Annotated in this window: 16 protein-coding genes; 9 read left to right on the top strand and 7 right to left on the bottom strand. The window is 63.6% G+C overall.

Translation table 11 applies throughout. The features are described from left to right. Positions 1-8: 8 nt before the first annotated feature. Positions 9-413 carry a DUF6232 family protein gene (locus IAG25_RS12565; protein ID WP_187605145.1) on the bottom strand — a complete coding sequence of 135 codons (405 nt, stop codon included), beginning with the start codon at positions 411-413 and terminating at the stop codon, positions 9-11. 217 nt (positions 414-630) lie between these two features. Here IAG25_RS12565 and IAG25_RS12560 point away from each other — a divergent pair, with 217 nt between their 5' ends. Continuing rightward, a complete protein-coding gene (locus IAG25_RS12560) occupies positions 631-924 on the top strand; it encodes an ArsR/SmtB family transcription factor (RefSeq protein WP_035501416.1) in 294 nt (97 codons plus the stop codon). Positions 925-978: 54 nt separating this feature from the next. Beyond that, on the top strand, positions 979-2,040 hold the full coding sequence (locus IAG25_RS12555) for an alkene reductase (RefSeq protein ID WP_187605144.1): 1,062 nt from the start codon (positions 979-981) through the stop codon (positions 2,038-2,040). A gap of 82 nt (positions 2,041-2,122) precedes the next feature. Here IAG25_RS12555 and IAG25_RS12550 read toward each other — a convergent pair whose 3' ends face one another. Then, complete coding sequence (locus IAG25_RS12550; RefSeq protein WP_187605143.1) at positions 2,123-3,319, bottom strand: porin; 1,197 nt, start codon at positions 3,317-3,319, stop codon at positions 2,123-2,125. A gap of 212 nt (positions 3,320-3,531) precedes the next feature. Here IAG25_RS12550 and IAG25_RS12545 point away from each other — a divergent pair, with 212 nt between their 5' ends. Next, positions 3,532-3,900 carry a nuclear transport factor 2 family protein gene (locus IAG25_RS12545; RefSeq protein WP_187605142.1) on the top strand — a complete coding sequence of 123 codons (369 nt, stop codon included), beginning with the start codon at positions 3,532-3,534 and terminating at the stop codon, positions 3,898-3,900. A 9-nt stretch (positions 3,901-3,909) separates the two neighbouring features. Here IAG25_RS12545 and IAG25_RS12540 read toward each other — a convergent pair whose 3' ends face one another. The 3 genes from IAG25_RS12540 to IAG25_RS12530 form a co-directional block, all read right to left on the bottom strand. Further along, positions 3,910-5,025, bottom strand: coding sequence for a succinylglutamate desuccinylase/aspartoacylase family protein (locus IAG25_RS12540; RefSeq protein ID WP_187605141.1), 1,116 nt, complete (start codon positions 5,023-5,025; stop codon positions 3,910-3,912). A 195-nt stretch (positions 5,026-5,220) separates the two neighbouring features. Beyond that, on the bottom strand, positions 5,221-6,015 hold the full coding sequence (locus tag IAG25_RS12535) for an ABC transporter substrate-binding protein (RefSeq protein ID WP_187605140.1): 795 nt from the start codon (positions 6,013-6,015) through the stop codon (positions 5,221-5,223). Between the two features lie 193 nt (positions 6,016-6,208). Continuing rightward, positions 6,209-7,735, bottom strand: coding sequence for an MDR family MFS transporter (locus tag IAG25_RS12530; protein WP_187605139.1), 1,527 nt, complete (start codon positions 7,733-7,735; stop codon positions 6,209-6,211). 124 nt (positions 7,736-7,859) lie between these two features. Between IAG25_RS12530 and IAG25_RS12525 the strand changes: the two genes are divergently transcribed. Then, positions 7,860-8,525, top strand: a complete 666-nt coding sequence (locus IAG25_RS12525) for a TetR/AcrR family transcriptional regulator (RefSeq protein ID WP_309243937.1) — start codon at positions 7,860-7,862, stop codon at positions 8,523-8,525. Between the two features lie 121 nt (positions 8,526-8,646). After that, complete coding sequence (locus IAG25_RS12520) at positions 8,647-9,543, top strand: ferritin-like domain-containing protein (protein ID WP_187605137.1); 897 nt, start codon at positions 8,647-8,649, stop codon at positions 9,541-9,543. Here the strand turns inward: IAG25_RS12520 and IAG25_RS12515 are convergent. Then, the gene (locus IAG25_RS12515) at positions 9,533-10,264 is read right to left on the bottom strand and encodes a TetR/AcrR family transcriptional regulator (RefSeq protein WP_187605136.1); all 732 of its coding nucleotides are present in this window, start codon (positions 10,262-10,264) and stop codon (positions 9,533-9,535) included. The two genes, IAG25_RS12520 and IAG25_RS12515, sit on opposite strands and share 11 nt — an antisense overlap. A gap of 160 nt (positions 10,265-10,424) precedes the next feature. Here IAG25_RS12515 and IAG25_RS12510 point away from each other — a divergent pair, with 160 nt between their 5' ends. From IAG25_RS12510 to IAG25_RS12500, 3 genes are read left to right on the top strand one after another with little or no spacing between them, the layout of a single operon-like run. Continuing rightward, positions 10,425-11,606: an isovaleryl-CoA dehydrogenase gene (locus IAG25_RS12510; RefSeq protein ID WP_035501604.1), complete on the top strand. Its 1,182-nt coding sequence runs from the start codon at positions 10,425-10,427 to the stop codon at positions 11,604-11,606. A gap of 10 nt (positions 11,607-11,616) precedes the next feature. Further along, positions 11,617-13,224 (top strand): carboxyl transferase domain-containing protein, encoded by a 1,608-nt coding sequence (locus IAG25_RS12505; protein ID WP_187605135.1) that lies wholly within the window; start codon positions 11,617-11,619, stop codon positions 13,222-13,224. Between the two features lie 4 nt (positions 13,225-13,228). Continuing rightward, positions 13,229-15,232: an acetyl/propionyl/methylcrotonyl-CoA carboxylase subunit alpha gene (locus IAG25_RS12500; protein ID WP_187605134.1), complete on the top strand. Its 2,004-nt coding sequence runs from the start codon at positions 13,229-13,231 to the stop codon at positions 15,230-15,232. On the opposite strand, the gene IAG25_RS12495 is transcribed toward IAG25_RS12500, so the two are convergent. Then, on the bottom strand, positions 15,222-15,749 hold the full coding sequence (locus tag IAG25_RS12495) for an OmpA family protein (RefSeq protein WP_187605133.1): 528 nt from the start codon (positions 15,747-15,749) through the stop codon (positions 15,222-15,224). The genes IAG25_RS12500 and IAG25_RS12495 overlap by 11 nt on opposite strands. 178 nt (positions 15,750-15,927) lie before the next feature. Here IAG25_RS12495 and IAG25_RS12490 point away from each other — a divergent pair, with 178 nt between their 5' ends. Next, a complete protein-coding gene (locus IAG25_RS12490) occupies positions 15,928-17,016 on the top strand; it encodes an AI-2E family transporter (protein WP_187605132.1) in 1,089 nt (362 codons plus the stop codon). The last annotated feature ends 8 nt before the right edge of the window (positions 17,017-17,024 follow it).

The raw sequence follows: 17,024 nt of genomic DNA, 5'->3' as shown, positions 1-17,024 counted from the left end.
CATCAAATTCACGCTTGCGGTTTGGCGGCTGCGCTCGCTGCATGTTTCGCGACAGCTTCGCCGACGAGCGTCGCCACTTTGTCCGCGAATTCCTGATCCTTCGTGATGAGCACTTCGCGCTCGCCATCGGGTGTCGCGACCATCAGCTGAAAGATCACGTCCTGCGTGATCCACGTGAGATAACCCACCACGATGGTCATCACGCCGAGCACGAGCGCCGGGCCGGAGCCCGTGACGATACCCGCGACGAGCGCGACGAGCCCGATCACCGCGATGATGACGGGCAGCGGCTTCTGACGCGGGATCTTCACGACGCGCGCGGTGCGCAAATCGCGCAGCGGAATCATCTGCCCCGACGCCGACAGGCCGGCGCGCGAAAGCGTGACGCCACGTTCGTTGAAAGGAGTGTCCATAAGTATTTCGTGTTTTTTGCAGCCGATGGAACCGGGGAGCGTACCAGACCGGGTGTATCGGCGGCAGATTCCTGAAAGCGCGACGGGCGACTTTGGACAATCTTTGGCACTGGCAGATGCCAGGCGATTTGCATATCGGAAAATTACGATATATACTTCGCAACAAGACGATTCGGAAAGCCTGTGCTTGCCATTCGTCAGACGCACGAGCAACGAAATGGACATCGACGCAATTCACAAGGCCCTCGCCAACCCCCTTCGCCGTGAGATTCTCGAATGGCTGAAGGAGCCGGAGCGGCATTTTCCTGCACAGGAACTGCCGCTGTCGCATGGCGTCTGCGCGGGCCAGATCGATGGGCGCTGCGGTATGTCGCAGTCCACCGTTTCGGCGCATCTCGCGACTTTGCACAAAGCCGGACTTGTCACCACGAAGCGCGTTGGACAGTGGGTGTTTTTCAAGCGCGACGAAGCGGTCATTCAGGCGTTCCGCGATTCCATCGGGAATCTCTGAGTCTGCTTGCCGTACGGTGAACGTCTGCTTTCAATTTCATTAGGACACCAATTCATGTCGACACTCTTCGATCCGCTCAAGCTTGGCGCACTCACGCTCAAGAACCGCATCATCATGGCGCCGCTTACGCGTCAGCGCGCAGGCGTCGAGCGCGTGCCCAACGCGCTGATGGCGCAGTACTACGCCGACCGCGCATCCGCCGGTCTGATTCTGAGCGAGGCGACTTCGGTTACGCCGCAAGGCGTCGGCTATGCGGATACGCCCGGCATCTGGTCCGACGAACAGGTCGAAGGCTGGAAGCTCGTGACGAAGGCCGTGCACGACGCGGGCGGCAAGATCTTCCTGCAACTGTGGCACGTCGGCCGCGTCTCCGACCCTGTGTTCCTGAATGGCGAACTGCCGGTCGCGCCCAGCGCGATCGCGGCGGGCGGCCATGTGAGCCTCGTGCGTCCGCAGCGTCCGTTCGTGACGCCGCGCGCGCTCGAACTCGATGAAATCCCGGGTGTCGTCGCCGCGTTCCGCAAGGGCGCGGAAAATGCGAAGCGCGCGGGCTTCGATGGCGTCGAAGTGCATGGCGCGAACGGCTATCTGCTCGACCAGTTCCTGCAGGACAGCACCAACCAGCGCACCGATGCTTACGGCGGTTCGATCGAGAATCGCGCTCGCCTGCTGCTCGAAATTGTCGATGAATGTATCGATGTCTGGGGCGCGGATCGTGTCGGCGTGCATCTCGCGCCGCGCGCGGATTCGCACACGATGGGCGACAGCGATCGCGCGGCCACGTTCGGTCATGTCGCGCGTGAGCTCGGCCGCCGCAAGATCGCGTTCATCGCGGCGCGCGAGCATGAAGCGGCGGACAGCCTCGGGCCGCAATTGAAGAAGGCATTCGGCGGCGTGTATATCGCCAACGAAGGCTTCTCGAAGGCAAGCGCCGAAGCGATCATCGCGCGCGGCGATGCGGACGCGGTCGCGTGGGGCAAGCCGTTCATCGCGAATGCGGATCTCGTGCGCCGCTTCGAGCTCGACGCCGGTCTCAACGAGTGGAATTCGTCGACGTTCTATGCGCCCGGCGCGGAAGGCTACACCGACTATCCGTTGCTCGAAACGACGGAATAAGACGCTGCGCAGTCTGCGTCTCGATGTGAAAACAGCGGCCTCGGCCGCTGTTTTGCTTTCTCGACGACTCGGCAGCCGAAGCTTAGAACTTGTGGCGGATGCCGACGCGGAACGCGAGCTGGTTGTTCTCGCCCAGACCCGACGTGCCGAAGTAGCTCGACGACGAAGAGCCGATCGACGCCTGATTCTCCACGCCGTTGTTCGAGCCCGACGCCTTCTGATAGACCGCGAGCGCGTACACGTCGGTGCGCTTGCTCAACGCGTAGTCGAAGCTCGCGTCGATCTGGTGCCAGTGGCCCTTGAAGTTGTCGTACAGGTCCATGTAGGTATAGCCGAGACCTGCCGTCATCGCGGACGTGAAGGCGTACTTGCCGCCGATGTCGAACGCGTTCAGACGCGAGCTCGAACCGACGATCGGCTCGAAGCGCGTGTTGGTCCACAGGCCGAAGACCGTCGCCGCGCCGAACGCGTAGTTCGCGCCGATGCCGAACGTGCGCAGATCCTTAGCGTTGTTGGTCGTGCCGGTCGTGTTGATGTTGGCGATCGTCGAGCTGAATGCCGGCGTCGAAGCCGTCGGATAGCGGATGTCCGTGTATGCCGCGCCGATGCCGAACGGGCCGGCCTTGTAGTTCAGGCCGAAGCTGTAGGCGCGCGACGAACCCTGGGTCGTCGTGGTGCCGACCGTCGTGTTGGGCGTGCCCGCGAACGCGCCGGCCGTGTTCGAGAAGCCGTACATCGCGCCGAACGTGAAGCCGTAGAAGTTCGCGCTCGAGAACTTGACCGCGTTGTTGATACGGCTCGACGTCAGCTGGTCGAAGTCGTTCATGTGGTACGCGTAGTTGCCCGCGACGGTCTGGCCGCCGATCGAATAGTTCGAGCCGAGGTAGTCGGTGCTGAAGCTGTACTGACGGCCCAAGGTCAGCGAGCCGACGTTGTTCTGCGCGAGACCGACGTAGGCCTGACGGCCGAATTCCGCGCCGCCCTGACCGAGCACGCCCGTGCCGCTGTTGAAGCCATTTTCCAACGTGAAGATCGCCTTCAGGCCGCCGCCGAGATCTTCGGCGCCTCTCAGGCCCCAACGGCTGCCTTGCGCGACGCCGTCGTCGTACTTCACGAGGGAATCACCGGCGCGCGTCGGGCTGGTGGAGCTGTTGTTCACGTAGCTGATGCCGGCGTCGATGATGCCGTACAAGGTGACGCTGCTTTGCGCGTGGGCGGACGTGGCGGCGAGGGCGGCAAATGCGGCGAGCGCGGCGGTCGCCAAGAGATTCTTCTTCAAAACAAGCTCCGAGAGTTGGTTCGCGGTGTGGTTGCTGACAGTGTCTGCGGTGCGTCGCGCTCTGATGGCGCGTGGCTGCGACGGGCGCAAATGTAGCGATCGCCGAAGAAAGAAATATGACAGTGCTTTCAAACGGCTTGCCGTGTGTCGCGCGTACAACACCGCGGAACGGGCACGGTATGCTTGCGGTTCGATGACACGCGAGCGAAATCATGGACGAGCAAGGAATCCGCGAACTGGAGGAGCGCCTGAAGAAGGCGATGTTGACGTCGGACGTGGACGCGCTCGATGCGCTATTGGCCGACGACCTGAGCTTCGTCGATGCGACCGGCAAGGTGTGGACCAAGGCCGACGATCTCAACGGTCATCGCTACGGCATGCAGCGCATCGAGAAGCTGGAGGTGGAAGAGCAGAGCGTGCGCGTGTACGGCGGCTTTGCCGTCACGGTGACGCGGGTGGCGCTGTCCGGAACGTTCGCGGGCGCGCCGTTCGCGGGCAGCCTGCGCTACACGCGAACCTGGGGAGACATTGGCGGCGCGTGGAAGATCGTCGCCGCGCAATGCTGTCTCGCGCCGTTCTGACGCGATCGCTTACGCCGAGAGCAGCGACCCCGTGCGATACGCCTTCGCGCCCGCGATGCGCGCCACTTCGAGGCCGGCCGTCGCGAAGCGCGTGATATGCCGTGCATACATCACGCCCGAGGTCGTGCATTTGAGCGTGGTGACGGTGTCGGTGAGCGGATCGACGATGTCGGCGATCGGCTGGCCCGCTTCGATGAACGCGCCCACGTCCGCGCGGAACACGAGCACGCCCGACGCGGGCGCCACGATCGGCTCGGCGCCCGCGAGCGGCGTCGCGGGATGCTCGAGCGGCGGCAGTTCCGGCACGGGCGCATCGATCACGCCGCGATGGATCAGGTAGTTGACGATCGCCTGCGCGTCCTTGTCGGCGAACGCGTATGAGACATCGTGCCCGCTGCGCAACTCGACCGTCACCGAAATGCCGCCGTTCGTGATCGGGAAACGCTCGCCGTAACGCTGGCGCAGATCCGACCAGCAAAAGCTGTGGATCTCGTCGAACGGATTGCCGACCGAATTCAGCGCGAGCAGCGAGGCCTTCGCATCGAGATAGCGCGCGAGCGGCTCCACTGCGTCCCAGATGTCCGGGTTGGTGTAGAGATGCATTGCGGCGTCGAGATCGCAGTGCAAGTCGAGCACGACATCGGCGTCGAAGGACAGCTTTTGCAGCGCGAGGCGTTGCGATTCGAGCTCCGTGTGCGGCGTCTGCTCGTCGAGGGCTTCCTTCATCGCGGCGCGCACAGCGAGCGTGTTGGCGCCGGCGTCCTTGCCGAGCCGCGCTTCGATGCGCGGCGCGATCAGCGCGGCGAGATCGTAGAAATTCCGATTGAAATTGTGGCCGCTGTTGGACTCGAAGCGGCCCATCAGCGTGCCGTGCAGATGCTGCGAGAGGCCGATCGGATTCGGCACCGGCACGATCACCACTTCGCCGCGCAGCTTGCCCGCCGCCTCGAATTCCGCGAGCTGGCGGCGCAGACGCCACGCGACCAGCATGCCGGGCAGTTCGTCCGCGTGCAGCGAGGACTGGATATAGATCTTCTGGCCGCCGCCGGGGCCGTAATGAAAGCTCGTGATGTTGCGGGAAGTGCCGAGCGTCGGCGAGATCAGGGGGTGAGTTCTGGTTTGCATGTTGGTCGCGCGCACGCGAATGCGCAGGTCTTGCCTCTGGGAATTGCCGGGCGCCGCAGTGTCTCCGTCCGTCGGCGTCCTACAGGACGTTCGATCTTAGCCGAAATCGGCGCGCCGGGCGCCCAAAAGGAAAACGGGCTCCGCGCCCTTGAGCGCGAAGCCCGTTCGTCAGCCGGTCGGGCGTGAATGTGAGGCTTAGCCGCCGTACACGTCGAAGTCGAAGTACTTCTTCTCGATCTTCTTGTACGTGCCGTCCTTGATGATGTCGGCGATTGCCTTGTCGATCTTCGCCTTCAGGTCGGTGTCTTCCTTGCGCAGACCGATGCCCGCGCCGTTGCCGAGCGTCTTCGGATCGTCGATGTTCTTGCCGGCGAAGTCGAAGCCCGCGCCGCGCGGCGTCTTCAGAAAGCCGATTTCCGCCTGCACGGCGTCTTGCAGCGCTGCGTCGAGGCGGCCCGAGGTCAGGTCGGCATAGACCTGGTCCTGGTTCTGGTACGGCGTGACCGTCGCGCCCTTCGGCGCCCAGTAGGTCTTGGCGTAGGTTTCCTGAATCGTGCCTTGCTCGACGCCGACGTTCTTGCCCTTCAGGCTTTCAGCCGTCGGCAGGATGTTGCTGCCTTTCTTCGCGACGAGGCGAGTCGGCGTGTTGAAGAGCTTGCTCGAGAAAGCGATCTGCTCGGCGCGTTGCGGCGTCATCGACATCGACGAGAGCACGCCGTCGAACTTCTTCGCCTTGAGCGCGGGGATCATGCCGTCGAAATCGTTTTCGACCCACACGCATTTCGCTTTCAGACGCGAGCAGATTTCATTGCCGAGATCGATGTCGAAACCGACCAGCTTGCCGTCGGAACCCTTCGATTCGAACGGAGGATAGCTTGCGTCGACGCCGAAACGAATCGTCGAATAGTCCTTCGCAAGCGCAGGCGTGACGGCCGTGAGCGACGTGGCGGCGAGAAGGGACATCGTCAGTGCCGCGAGCAGTTTCTTCACTGTTTTAACTCCAAAGGGTGGTCAGTTCAGCCCGGAAGGTCTCGTATCCGGGCGTCCGGCGTGTCGATGAACGCCGGAGCATGGTTATTCCGCGGACCGCGTCCGCTCAGAATCGGCAGAAGATTACCAAGCCAAAATAGTTCGGGGGCTAGTAAAAGCCCCGATAGCCGCGGCTTTAGAGATTTCCCTCGTGTCAGCGCTTCCTGAGTGGATGGTCTTTCAGGAACCACGAGAGCGCGAACGCGATGAGCGCGACGCACGCGGCGACGAGGTAGACCGTGTGCATCGAGCCCGCGAACGCGTGCAGGTAGTCGTCGTGCAACGCCGGCGGCAGATGCGCGACCGCCTGCGGTCCGAGCGATTGCGGCAACTCGGTGCCGGGCGGCATCAGCGTTTCGAGACGCGAGCGCAGGCTATTTGAAAAGATCGCGCCGAACGCCGCCACGCCGACCGAGCCGCCGATCGAGCGAAAGAGCGTCGCGCTGGAGGTCGCCACGCCCATCAGCCGGAATTCGACGACGTTCTGCACCGCGAGCACGAGCACCTGCATCACCATGCCGAGCCCGAGGCCGAGCAGCGCCATATAGACGTTCATGAGCGCGAGCGGCGTGTCTAAGTTGAGCGTCGAGAGCAGCAGCATCGCGGCGGAGACGAGCGCCGTGCCCATGATCGGGAAGAATCGATACTTGCCGATCTTGCTGATGATGCGCCCGCTCACGATCGACGACAGCAGCACGCCGCCCATCATCGGCGTGATTTGCAGTCCGGCCTGCGATGGCGTCGAGCCCTTCACGACCTGCAGATAGAGCGGCAGGAACGTGACGGCGCCGAACAGCGCGCAACCGACGATAAAGCCGATCAGCCCCGCCAGCACGAAGGTGCGCTCCCTGAAGAGCGAGAGCGGCATGATCGGCTCGGCGGCGAGGTGTTCCTCGTAGATGAAGCCGCCGATGCACACGAGCCCGAGCAACAGCGTGCCCCAGAGCTGCGGCGAGGTCCACGGCAGTAGCGTGCCGCCTTCGCTCGTGAACAGGATGATGCAGGTCAGCGCCGCGGCGAGAAAACCCGCGCCCATATAGTCGACGCGATGATTCACATGCGCGGTATGCGGCTTGAACACGAGCTGGATCACGGCGAGCGCGATCAGGCCGAGCGGCAGATTGATGTAGAAGATCCAGCGCCACGAAAGATGCTCGACGAGAAAGCCGCCGAGCAGCGGGCCGACGACGGTCGCGACGCCGTACACGCCACCGAACAGGCCCTGGAAGCGGCCGCGCTCGGCGGGCGGGATGACGTCGGCGATGGCGGCCATCGTGATGACCATGAGGCCGCCGCCGCCGAGCCCTTGCAGCGCGCGCAGCGCGATCAGCTGCGTCATGTTCTGCGCGATGCCGCAGAGAATGGAACCGGCGAGAAAGATCAGGATCGACGCCTGAAGCACGACCTTGCGGCCGAACTGGTCGCCGAACTTGCCGTAGAGCGGGACGACGATCGTCGAGCTGAGCAAATAGGACGTGACGACCCACGAGAGGTTTTCGAGCCCGCCGAGATCGCCGACGATGGTCGGCAGCGCGGTCGACACGATGGTCTGGTCGAGCGCGCCGAGCAGCATCACGAGCATGAGCGCCGTGAACAGCAGCCCGACAGGCGGTTTCGACGCGATGCCTGTTTCGTCGGACGCTTTCGCGCCCGCGACGGCGGTTTGGTGCAAAGATGTCATGTCGACTGAGCGAATCCGCCGCCGGACGTGTCGCCCGGCAGATCGGATCGATTGCAATTAATTAACGTGAAAGTTAATATAGACGACGGAAGGAATCTCGTCAAATCCTTATATGGCAAACGATGTGTTGAACACTGGTGCGGGCGCGTCCGCGAGCCCGTCGCCGCGCAAGAAACCCGGGCGCCCGAGCGGCGCGCACGGCGAGCAGGCCCGTGAACAGTTGCTGGATATCGCGCTTGCGCTGTTCGCGCGGCAGGGCATCGGTGAAACGACGCTCGGCGCGATCGCGCGCGAGGCGGGCGTCACTCCGGCGATGGTTCACTATTACTTCAAGACACGCGACCAGTTGCTCGACATGCTGATCGACGAGCGTTTCGTGCCGTTGCGCGTTGAACTCGCGCGCGTGTTCAACGATCCGGATTCGGAGCCCGTCGATACCTTGCGCGCTTTCGTGGAAACGCTTGTCGCGACCGTCGACAAATATCCGTGGTTCGCGGCGCTTTGGGTGCGCGAGATGATCAGCGACGGCGGGCTTCTGCGGCAGCGCATGGCCGAGCGCTTCGGCGACACGCACAAGGATCGCGGGATCGAGCGCATCGCCGGCTGGCAGAAGGAAGGGAAACTGAATCCGTCGCTGGAGCCGTCGCTCGTGTTCGCGTCGCTGTTTGGACTGACGGTGTTTCCGCTCGCGACGTCGCGCTGGCGCGGGGAAGGAAGCCGGACTGTCAGCGCGGAGCAACTCGCGCGGCACGTCGTCGCGCTGTTGATGAACGGGATTCAGCCGTATTGAGCGTGCCGTTCGTCGTGCTGGGCGCCACGCACCCGACGAAAAAAGGCGTGTAACGCTGCAAGTTGACATCCTGTATGCCAAAATCCGCAGGACGTACCCAATCGGCGGCCAATATTCGAATATGTCCGATACGCTCAACACAGTCGAAGCAGATCATGCGATGCGCAACTGGACGTACCGGTCGACGGGGCAGATTCCGATCGGTTCGGACCTGCACAAGCGGATGTTCTGCGAGATGCTGCTGACGACGCACAATCCGTACAAGCCCGCCGTCATCGACTGGCCGAAGCTCGACCCTGCGGCGCTGAAGCGCGTGACTTCGCTGCCTATCTGGGATATCGCCGTGCAGACCGAAGGGCGCGCGTCGATTCGCGTGGCGACCTACGCGGGCACCGTCGCGGATCCGCAGTTGCGGGAAGCCTTGCGCATGAATGGCGGCGAGGAGGCGCGGCACAAGCTCGTGCTGTCGAAGCTGGTCGAGGCGTACGGCATCACGCTCGCGCCGGAGCCGCCGTATCCCGCGCCCGCCGATCCGCTGCGCGCCTGGATGCTCACCGGCTACAGCGAGTGCATCGACAGTTTCTTCGCGTTCGGGCTTTTCGAGGCGGCGCGGCAATCGGGCTATTTCCCCGAAGAACTCGTCGAGACCTTCGAGCCGGTCATTCAGGAAGAGGCGCGGCACATTCTGTTCTTCGCGAACTGGGTCGCGTGGTATCGGCGCAGCCTGCCGTGGTATCGAAAGCCGTGGTTTCTGGCGAAGATCGCGGGAGTCTGGTTCTCGCTGATCCGCGACCGCATTTCGCTCGCGCGCGGTTTCGACAAGAGCGGTGCCGCGCAGGACATGAATTTTCCGGCGAATGTAGGCGATTCGGTGGCGGGCGATGTATCGGCTCGCTCGCTGATCGAACTGTGTCTCACCGAAAACGACCGCCGCATGGGCGGCTACGACGCGCGGCTCTTGCGTCCGGTCACCGTGCCGAAGCTCGCGCGCTTCGCGCTGCGCTTCATCAGGAAATAGGCTTCTCGCGCGCGGCGCTCGTTTCGAAGCGCCGCGACGCTTCCTCCACGTCTTGCCGGAACTGCGCGAGCGCGGCCAGTTGCGCATTCGGCGGCTGCAGCGCCGTCCACAATACTTCCACCAGTTCGTTCGCCGTCGTTTCGATCTGGGTCTGACTCAGACGACGCTTCGCAAGGGTCGCGTCCCACAACACGTGCTCCATCGGGCCGAATACGAGCGAGCGCAACAGGCGCAACGGCATGTCGTTGCGCACATGGCCGAGCGTCTGGCCGCGCGCCAGCACGTCCATCAGCGGCGCGGTGTAGCGGCGTTGCAGTTCCGTCAACGTATCCGACAGATCGTGCTGTTTGCTGCGGCCTTCCGACAGCACCAGCGCGCACAGTCCCGTGCCGTTCATCAGCATCAGCCGCATATGCGTCCTGACGATGAACGCGAACTGCTGGCGCACCGAGCCGTCGCGCGGCAGGCCGGTCTCGAAGGCATCGATGATTTCGTCGTACCAATCGGCGATCACGCGCGCGCACAGTTCGCGCTTGCCGCTGAAATAGCTGAACACGGTCGCTTCCGAGATGCCCGCGCGTTGCGCGATCTCCGCGCTCGTCGCCGCGTCGTAGCCTTTCTCGGCGAAGACGTCGCGGCCCGCTTGCAGGATGTCTTTCACGCGCTGCTGCGATTTGACGCCCGTGGGCGTGCGGCGGCTGGTAGTGGTATGCGTGGACATGATGGCAAGCGTGCGAAATAAATGTGAGCGTAGCTCAAAAATCTATTGACGGCTAGGCGATTTGAGCGTGAAATTGCCCCATCCCGTGGATTGTTGCCCTGTGTGAGTGAAACTCAAATTTCAGGGCGCACCGAAAACATCGCATCTGGAGGAGACATTCATGAGCAACGTACCCGGACTGAATTTCGCGCTGGGCGAAGACATCGACATGCTGCGCGACTCGCTCGCCAATTTCGCTGCGAAGGAAATCGCGCCGCGCGCGGGCGAAATCGACCATAGCGACCAGTTTCCTATGGATCTCTGGAAAAAATTCGGCGATCTCGGCGTGCTCGGCATGACCGTCTCCGAGGAATACGGCGGCGCGAACATGGGCTACACCGCGCATATGGTCGCGATGGAGGAAATTTCGCGGGCGTCGGCGTCGGTCGGGCTGTCCTATGGCGCGCATTCGAATCTGTGCGTGAACCAGATTCATCGCAATGGCACGGAAGCGCAAAAGCAGAAGTATCTGCCGAAGCTGGTGTCGGGCGAGCATATCGGCGCGCTCGCGATGAGCGAGCCGAACGCAGGCTCGGACGTCGTCAGCATGAAGCTGCGCGCCGAAGAAAAGGGCGATCACTACGTGCTCAACGGCACGAAGATGTGGATCACCAACGGCCCGGACTGCGACACGCTCGTCGTGTACGCGAAGACGGACATCGAAGCCGGTCCGCGCGGCATCACGGCGTTCATCGTCGAGAAGGGCATGAAGGGCTTTTCCGTCGCCCAGAAGCTCGACAAGCTCGGCATGCGCGGCTCGCATACCGGTGAACTCGTGTTCGAGAACGTCGAAGTGCCGAAAGAGAACATCCTCGGTCAACTGAATGGCGGCACGAAGGTGCTGATGAGCGGCCTCGACTACGAGCGCGCCGTGCTCGCGGGCGGCCCGACCGGCATCATGCTCGCGTGCATGGACGCGGTCGTGCCGTATATTCACGATCGCAAGCAGTTCGGCCAGGCGATCGGCGAATTCCAGCTCATCCAGGGCAAGGTCGCCGACATGTACTCGACGCTGCAAGCCTGCCGCGCGTATCTCTACGCGGTCGGCCGCCAGCTCGACACGCTCGGCTCGGGCCACGTGCGCCAGGTGCGCAAGGACTGCGCGGGCGTCATCCTCTACACCGCCGAAAAAGCCACGTGGATGGCCGGCGAAGCGATTCAGGTGCTCGGCGGCAACGGCTACATCAACGAGTATCCGGTCGGCCGGCTGTGGCGCGATGCGAAGCTCTATGAAATCGGCGCGGGCACGAGCGAGATCCGCCGCATGCTGATCGGCCGCGAACTGTTCGCCGAGACGATGTGAGGCGCGCGACATGACGATCATCGAATCGAAACTGAATCCGCGCGGCGAGGAATTCCGCACGAACGCGGCTGCGCTCGAAGCGCTCGTCGCGGACCTCAAGCAGAAGATCGCGAAGATCGCGGAAGGCGGCGGACAGGCCGCGCGCGACCGGCACGTGTCGCGCAACAAGCTGCTGCCGCGCGATCGCATCGCGCAACTGCTCGATCCGGGCACGCCGTTTCTGGAACTGTCGCAACTTGCCGCGTACGGCATGTATGACGACGACGCGCCGGGCGCGGGCATCATCACGGGCATCGGACGCATCGCGGGACAGGAATGCGTCGTCGTGTGCAACGACGCGACCGTGAAAGGCGGCACGTACTATCCCGTGACCGTGAAGAAGCATCTGCGCGCGCAGGAAATCGCGGAGCAGAACCGCTTGCCGTGCGTGTATCTCGTCGATTCGGGCGGCGCGAACCTGCCGAATCAGGACGACGTATTCCCCGATCGCGATCACTTCGGCCGCATCTTCTACAACCAGGCGAACATGTCGGCGCAGGGCATCTCGCAGATCGCCGTGGTGATGGGTTCGTGCACGGCGGGCGGCGCGTATGTGCCCGCGATGAGCGACGAATCGATCATCGTCAAGAATCAAGGCACGATCTTTCTGGGCGGCCCGCCGCTCGTGAAGGCCGCGACGGGCGAAGAAGTCAGCGCCGAGGATCTCGGCGGCGGCGATGTGCATACACGTCTGTCGGGCGTCGTCGATCATCTCGCGCAGAACGATGCGCATGCGCTCGGCATTGCGCGCAGCATCGTCGGCAATCTGAATCGCGTGAAAACGCCGACGCTCGCGTTGAAAGAGCCGCTGCCGCCGCGTTTCGACCCGCAGAGCGTCTACGGCGTGATTCCCGTCGATACGCGCAAGCCCTTTGACGTGCGCGAAGTGATCGCGCGCATCGTCGACGATTCCGCCTTCGACGAGTTCAAGGCGCGCTACGGCACGACGCTCGTGTGCGGCTTCGCGCATATCTGGGGGCATCCGGTCGGCATCGTCGCGAACAACGGCATTCTCTTCAGCGAATCCGCGTTGAAGGGCGCGCATTTCATCGAACTGTGCGCGCAACGCAAGATTCCGCTCGTGTTCCTGCAGAACATCACGGGCTTCATGGTCGGCCGGAAGTACGAGAACGAAGGCATCGCGCGCAACGGCGCGAAGATGGTGACGGCGGTGGCCACGGCGAAGGTGCCGAAGTTCACGGTGATCATCGGCGGCTCGTTCGGCGCGGGCAACTACGGCATGTGCGGCCGCGCGTATTCGCCGCGCTTCCTGTGGATGTGGCCGAACGCGCGCATCTCGGTGATGGGCGGCGAACAGGCCGCGTCCGTGCTCGCGACCGTGCGGCGCGACGGCATCGAGAAGAAGGGCGGCGCGTGGTCGAAGGAAGAAGAAGAGGCGTTCAAGGCGCCGATCCGCGATCAGTACGAGGCGCAGGGGCATCCGTACTACGCGAGCGCGCGTCTGTGGGACGACGGCGTGATCGATCCCGCGCAAACGCGCGACGTGCTGGGTCTCGGCCTGGCGGCGACGATGAACGCTCCCATCGAAGACACGCGCTTCGGCGTATTCCGGATGTAATGCCATGTTCAATAAAATACTGATTGCGAATCGCGGCGAGATCGCATGCCGTGTCGCGGCGACGGCGAAGCGCCTGAACGTCGGCAGCGTCGCCATCTATTCCGATGCGGACGCGAAAGCCAAGCACGTCGATGTCTGCGATGAAGCGGTGCATGTCGGCGGATCGGCTGCATCGGAGAGTTATCTGCGCATCGAGCGTATCGTCGATGCCGCGAAGAAGACCGGCGCGCAGGCGATTCATCCGGGTTACGGCTTTCTGTCGGAGAACGAAGACTTCGCCAATGCGTGCGAGAAGGCGGGGCTCGTCTTCATCGGACCGCCCGTCGATGCGATTCGCGCGATGGGTTCCAAGGCGGCCGCGAAAGCGCTGATGCAATCCGCGTCCGTGCCGCTCGTGCCGGGCTATCACGGCGACGACCAGGACCCTTCGCTGCTCCAGCGCGAAGCGGACCGCATCGGCTATCCGGTGCTGCTGAAAGCGAGCGCGGGCGGCGGCGGCAAGGGCATGCGTGTCGTCGAGAAGAGCGAGGACTTCGCGGCGGCGCTCGCATCGTGCAAGCGCGAGGCGGCGTCGAGCTTCGGCAACGATCGCGTGCTGATCGAAAAGTATCTGCTGCGCCCGCGTCACGTCGAAGTGCAGGTGTTCGCCGACAAGCATGGCAACGCGGTCTATCTGTTCGATCGCGACTGTTCGGTGCAGCGTCGCCATCAAAAGGTGCTGGAAGAAGCGCCCGCGCCGGGTCTGAACGATGAAACCCGCCGCGCGATGGGCGAAGCCGCGGTTGCGGCGGCGCGCGCGGTGGATTATGTCGGCGCGGGCACGGTCGAATTCATCATGACGCAGGACGGCCAGTTCTACTTCATGGAGATGAACACGCGTCTCCAGGTCGAGCATCCGGTGACGGAGATGGTGACCGGGCTCGATCTCGTCGAATGGCAACTGCGCGTGGCGGCGGGCGAGCCTTTGCCGCTCAAGCAGAACGAGCTGAAGGTGCACGGCCACGCGATCGAGGCGCGCATCTACGCGGAAAATCCGTCGCGCGGCTTCCTGCCGTCGACGGGCACGCTCAAGCACGTGCGCATGCCGCACGCGGTGGAGTTTTCGATCGATGGCGACGTGCGTGTGGACAGCGGCGTGCGTCAGGGCGATTCGATCACGCCGTTCTACGATCCGATGATCGCGAAGCTGATCGTGCATGGGCGCGATCGCCGCGATGCATTGGCGCGTATGGCGCGCGCGCTGGCGGAATGCGAGATCGTCGGGTTGTCGACGAACGTCGAGTTCCTGCAACGTATCGTGAAGAGCGAGCCGTTCAGCGCGGGCGATCTCGACACGGGCCTGATCGAGCGTCATCACGATGCGCTTTTTGCACCCACGCACGTTTCGCGCAACAAGGGGCTTGCGCTCGCGTGCGCGGCGCTGCTCACGCGCGAGGGCGGCGAGGCGCATGGCCAGTCGCCGTGGGATGCGCTGTCGCACTGGCGCATGGCGGGCGGCTATAGCCAGGATTTGAACTGGCGCGCGCTCGATACGGACGAAACGCTGAAGGTCGTCTTCACGAAGAACGGCGAAAAGCGTCTCACGCTGAACGATAAAAGCGCGCGCTTCGACTGGTCGCACAGCGGCGCGACGTCATTCGCGGTCCAGCTCGACGATGCGCTGATCAAAGGTCACGTCTTCACCGATGGCGACATCTTCCACGTGTTCCACGAAGGCGCTGCGTTCCAGTTCGAGTGGCAGAACCTGATGGCCCACGCGGGCGATGCCGAGCACGAAGGCCGTCTGACCGCGCCGATGCCCGGCAAGGTGATCGCGGTGCTCGTGGAGACCGGCGCGACGGTCGAGAAGGGCGCGCCGCTCATGGTGATGGAAGCGATGAAGATGGAGCACACGATCGTGGCGCCTTCGTCGGGCAAGATCGGCGAGATTCTGTTCGAAGTCGGCGATCAGGTCGCCGACGGCTCGCAGTTGCTCGTGCTGGAGGTCGAGCAGGCGGCTAGCGCCTGACCTTGGCGGGCGTGCCGAGCAGCGTTTCTTCGCTCTCGGTGCGCACCAGAATCTCCACGCGGCGGTTCAATGCGCGGCCTTGCGCCGTGTCGTTGCTGGCGATCGGCCGCAGCCATGCCATGCCTTTGGTCGCGATACGCTCGGCGGGTACGCCGCGCGCGATCAGCGCCCGCCCGACCGCCTGGGCGCGCGCATCGGAAAGCGTGTGGTTATAAGCCAGCGTGCCCTGGTTGTCGGTGTGACCTTCGATCAGAATCGGCCGCATGCTGCGCTTCAATACCTGAGCGGCGCGATCGAGCATGGGCGAATAGCCCGCGCGGATGCTCGATTCGTCGGTATCGAAAAGCGGCGCCTCGGGCAGCCGCATCTCCACGCCGCCTTTGACGGGCAGCATCGTGATGCCGTTTTGCGCGTTCAACCGATCTTCATTCGACCGGTTGAGGCCAGTCGAACATCCGGCGAGCCATATCAGCGACAGGCATGCACCAGCCATTGCGCGCCAGGTTGTTTCCTTCATTTGCAAGATCCATCCTTCGATGCCGAGTCTCGATTATAGGGAGCGCAAAACGTGCCTTTTGTAAATAAAGTTGCATGACTGCGCGCATCGAGTGGAATGATTCGTGCGTGATTACAATTCTGGCGAACGATTCATGTTTCGCCACCAATCGAACATCACGAAGAAGGACCATTCACTCATGCCGATCCAACCGCGCAACGACTCGACACCGGACTCATCCGAGCGCACCCGCAAGATGCAGCGCACGGCGTCCGCGGTGCTTTACGCGGTGCTCGTGCTGGTCGCGCTCTATACGGCGCGCACATTCATTCCGGCCGTCGTGTGGGCGAGCGTGATCGCGATCGCGCTATGGCCCGCGTTTGGCTGGCTCGAACGTCGGCCGATGTTCAAGCGGCATCACAATCTGCTCGCGGTCCTGCTGACGGCGGCGATCGGCCTGCTGTTCGTCGTGCCGTTCTTCATCGTCGCGGCCCAGACGGTGAACGAGGCGCGCGACATGATCCACTGGTTCCACGAAGTGTTGCGCACCGGCATTCCGATGCCCGCGTTCATCGAACATCTGCCGATGGGCTCGCAACAGGTCGGGCGCTGGTGGCAGGAGAATCTGGCGACACCGCTCGAAGCGTCGCCGGCGGTGAAGAATCTGCACAGTGCGACCGTCGTCGCGATGACGCGGCACTTCGGCGGGCGCGTGGTTCACGGCGTCGTCATCTTCGGCTTCATGCTGATGACGCTCTTCTTCGTGTTTCTGGCGGGCTCGAAGCTCGGCGAACAACTGCTCGCGGGCTCGCGCCGCGCGTTCGGTCCGGATGGCGCCGCGCTCGTGCGGCGCATGGCCGAGTCGGTGCGCAGCACGGTGGTAGGGCTCGTCGTCGTGGGGCTGGGCGAGGGCGCGCTGCTCGGAATCGCCTATGCGGTCACGGGCGTGCCGCACGCCACCTTGCTCGGTATGCTGACGGCCGTCGCGGCGATGCTGCCGTTCTGCGCGCCGATCGTGTTTCTAGGTTCGGCATTGTGGCTGCTCGCACAGGGCTCGATGGTCGCGGCAATATGCGTCGCCGTGTTCGGGATGATCGTCGTGTTCGTGGCCGAGCACTTCGTGCGGCCGGTACTGATAGGCGGATCGGCACGGCTGCCGTTTCTGCTCGTGCTGTTCGGCATTCTCGGCGGCGCGGAAACGTTCGGGCTGATCGGGCTGTTCATCGGCCCGGCGCTGATGACGATTCTCGTCGTGCTGTGGACGGACTATGTCCTCGACCGGCGCTAGTACGACTC

It is taken from the genome of Caballeronia sp. EK, from assembly GCF_014384845.1.
Classification (GTDB): Bacteria; Pseudomonadota; Gammaproteobacteria; order Burkholderiales; family Burkholderiaceae; genus Caballeronia; species Caballeronia jiangsuensis.
Note: the sequence above shows the minus strand (reverse complement) of the source record. Positions and strands in the feature narration are given on the sequence as shown.

What these genes read in the sequence shown, in the direction of transcription:
- IAG25_RS12495 (WP_187605133.1), bottom strand. Translation starts at nt 15,749, where the DNA reads ATGAAGGAAACAACCTGGCGCGCAATGGCTGGTGCATGCCTGTCGCTG.
- IAG25_RS12560 (WP_035501416.1), top strand. Translation starts at nt 631, where the DNA reads ATGGACATCGACGCAATTCACAAGGCCCTCGCCAACCCCCTTCGCCGT.
- IAG25_RS12530 (WP_187605139.1), bottom strand. Translation starts at nt 7,735, where the DNA reads ATGACATCTTTGCACCAAACCGCCGTCGCGGGCGCGAAAGCGTCCGAC.
- IAG25_RS12505 (WP_187605135.1), top strand. Translation starts at nt 11,617, where the DNA reads ATGACGATCATCGAATCGAAACTGAATCCGCGCGGCGAGGAATTCCGC.
- IAG25_RS12540 (WP_187605141.1), bottom strand. Translation starts at nt 5,025, where the DNA reads ATGCAAACCAGAACTCACCCCCTGATCTCGCCGACGCTCGGCACTTCC.
- IAG25_RS12515 (WP_187605136.1), bottom strand. Translation starts at nt 10,264, where the DNA reads ATGTCCACGCATACCACTACCAGCCGCCGCACGCCCACGGGCGTCAAA.
- IAG25_RS12490 (WP_187605132.1), top strand. Translation starts at nt 15,928, where the DNA reads ATGCCGATCCAACCGCGCAACGACTCGACACCGGACTCATCCGAGCGC.
- IAG25_RS12555 (WP_187605144.1), top strand. Translation starts at nt 979, where the DNA reads ATGTCGACACTCTTCGATCCGCTCAAGCTTGGCGCACTCACGCTCAAG.
- IAG25_RS12500 (WP_187605134.1), top strand. Translation starts at nt 13,229, where the DNA reads ATGTTCAATAAAATACTGATTGCGAATCGCGGCGAGATCGCATGCCGT.
- IAG25_RS12545 (WP_187605142.1), top strand. Translation starts at nt 3,532, where the DNA reads ATGGACGAGCAAGGAATCCGCGAACTGGAGGAGCGCCTGAAGAAGGCG.
- IAG25_RS12520 (WP_187605137.1), top strand. Translation starts at nt 8,647, where the DNA reads ATGTCCGATACGCTCAACACAGTCGAAGCAGATCATGCGATGCGCAAC.
- IAG25_RS12565 (WP_187605145.1), bottom strand. Translation starts at nt 413, where the DNA reads ATGGACACTCCTTTCAACGAACGTGGCGTCACGCTTTCGCGCGCCGGC.
- IAG25_RS12510 (WP_035501604.1), top strand. Translation starts at nt 10,425, where the DNA reads ATGAGCAACGTACCCGGACTGAATTTCGCGCTGGGCGAAGACATCGAC.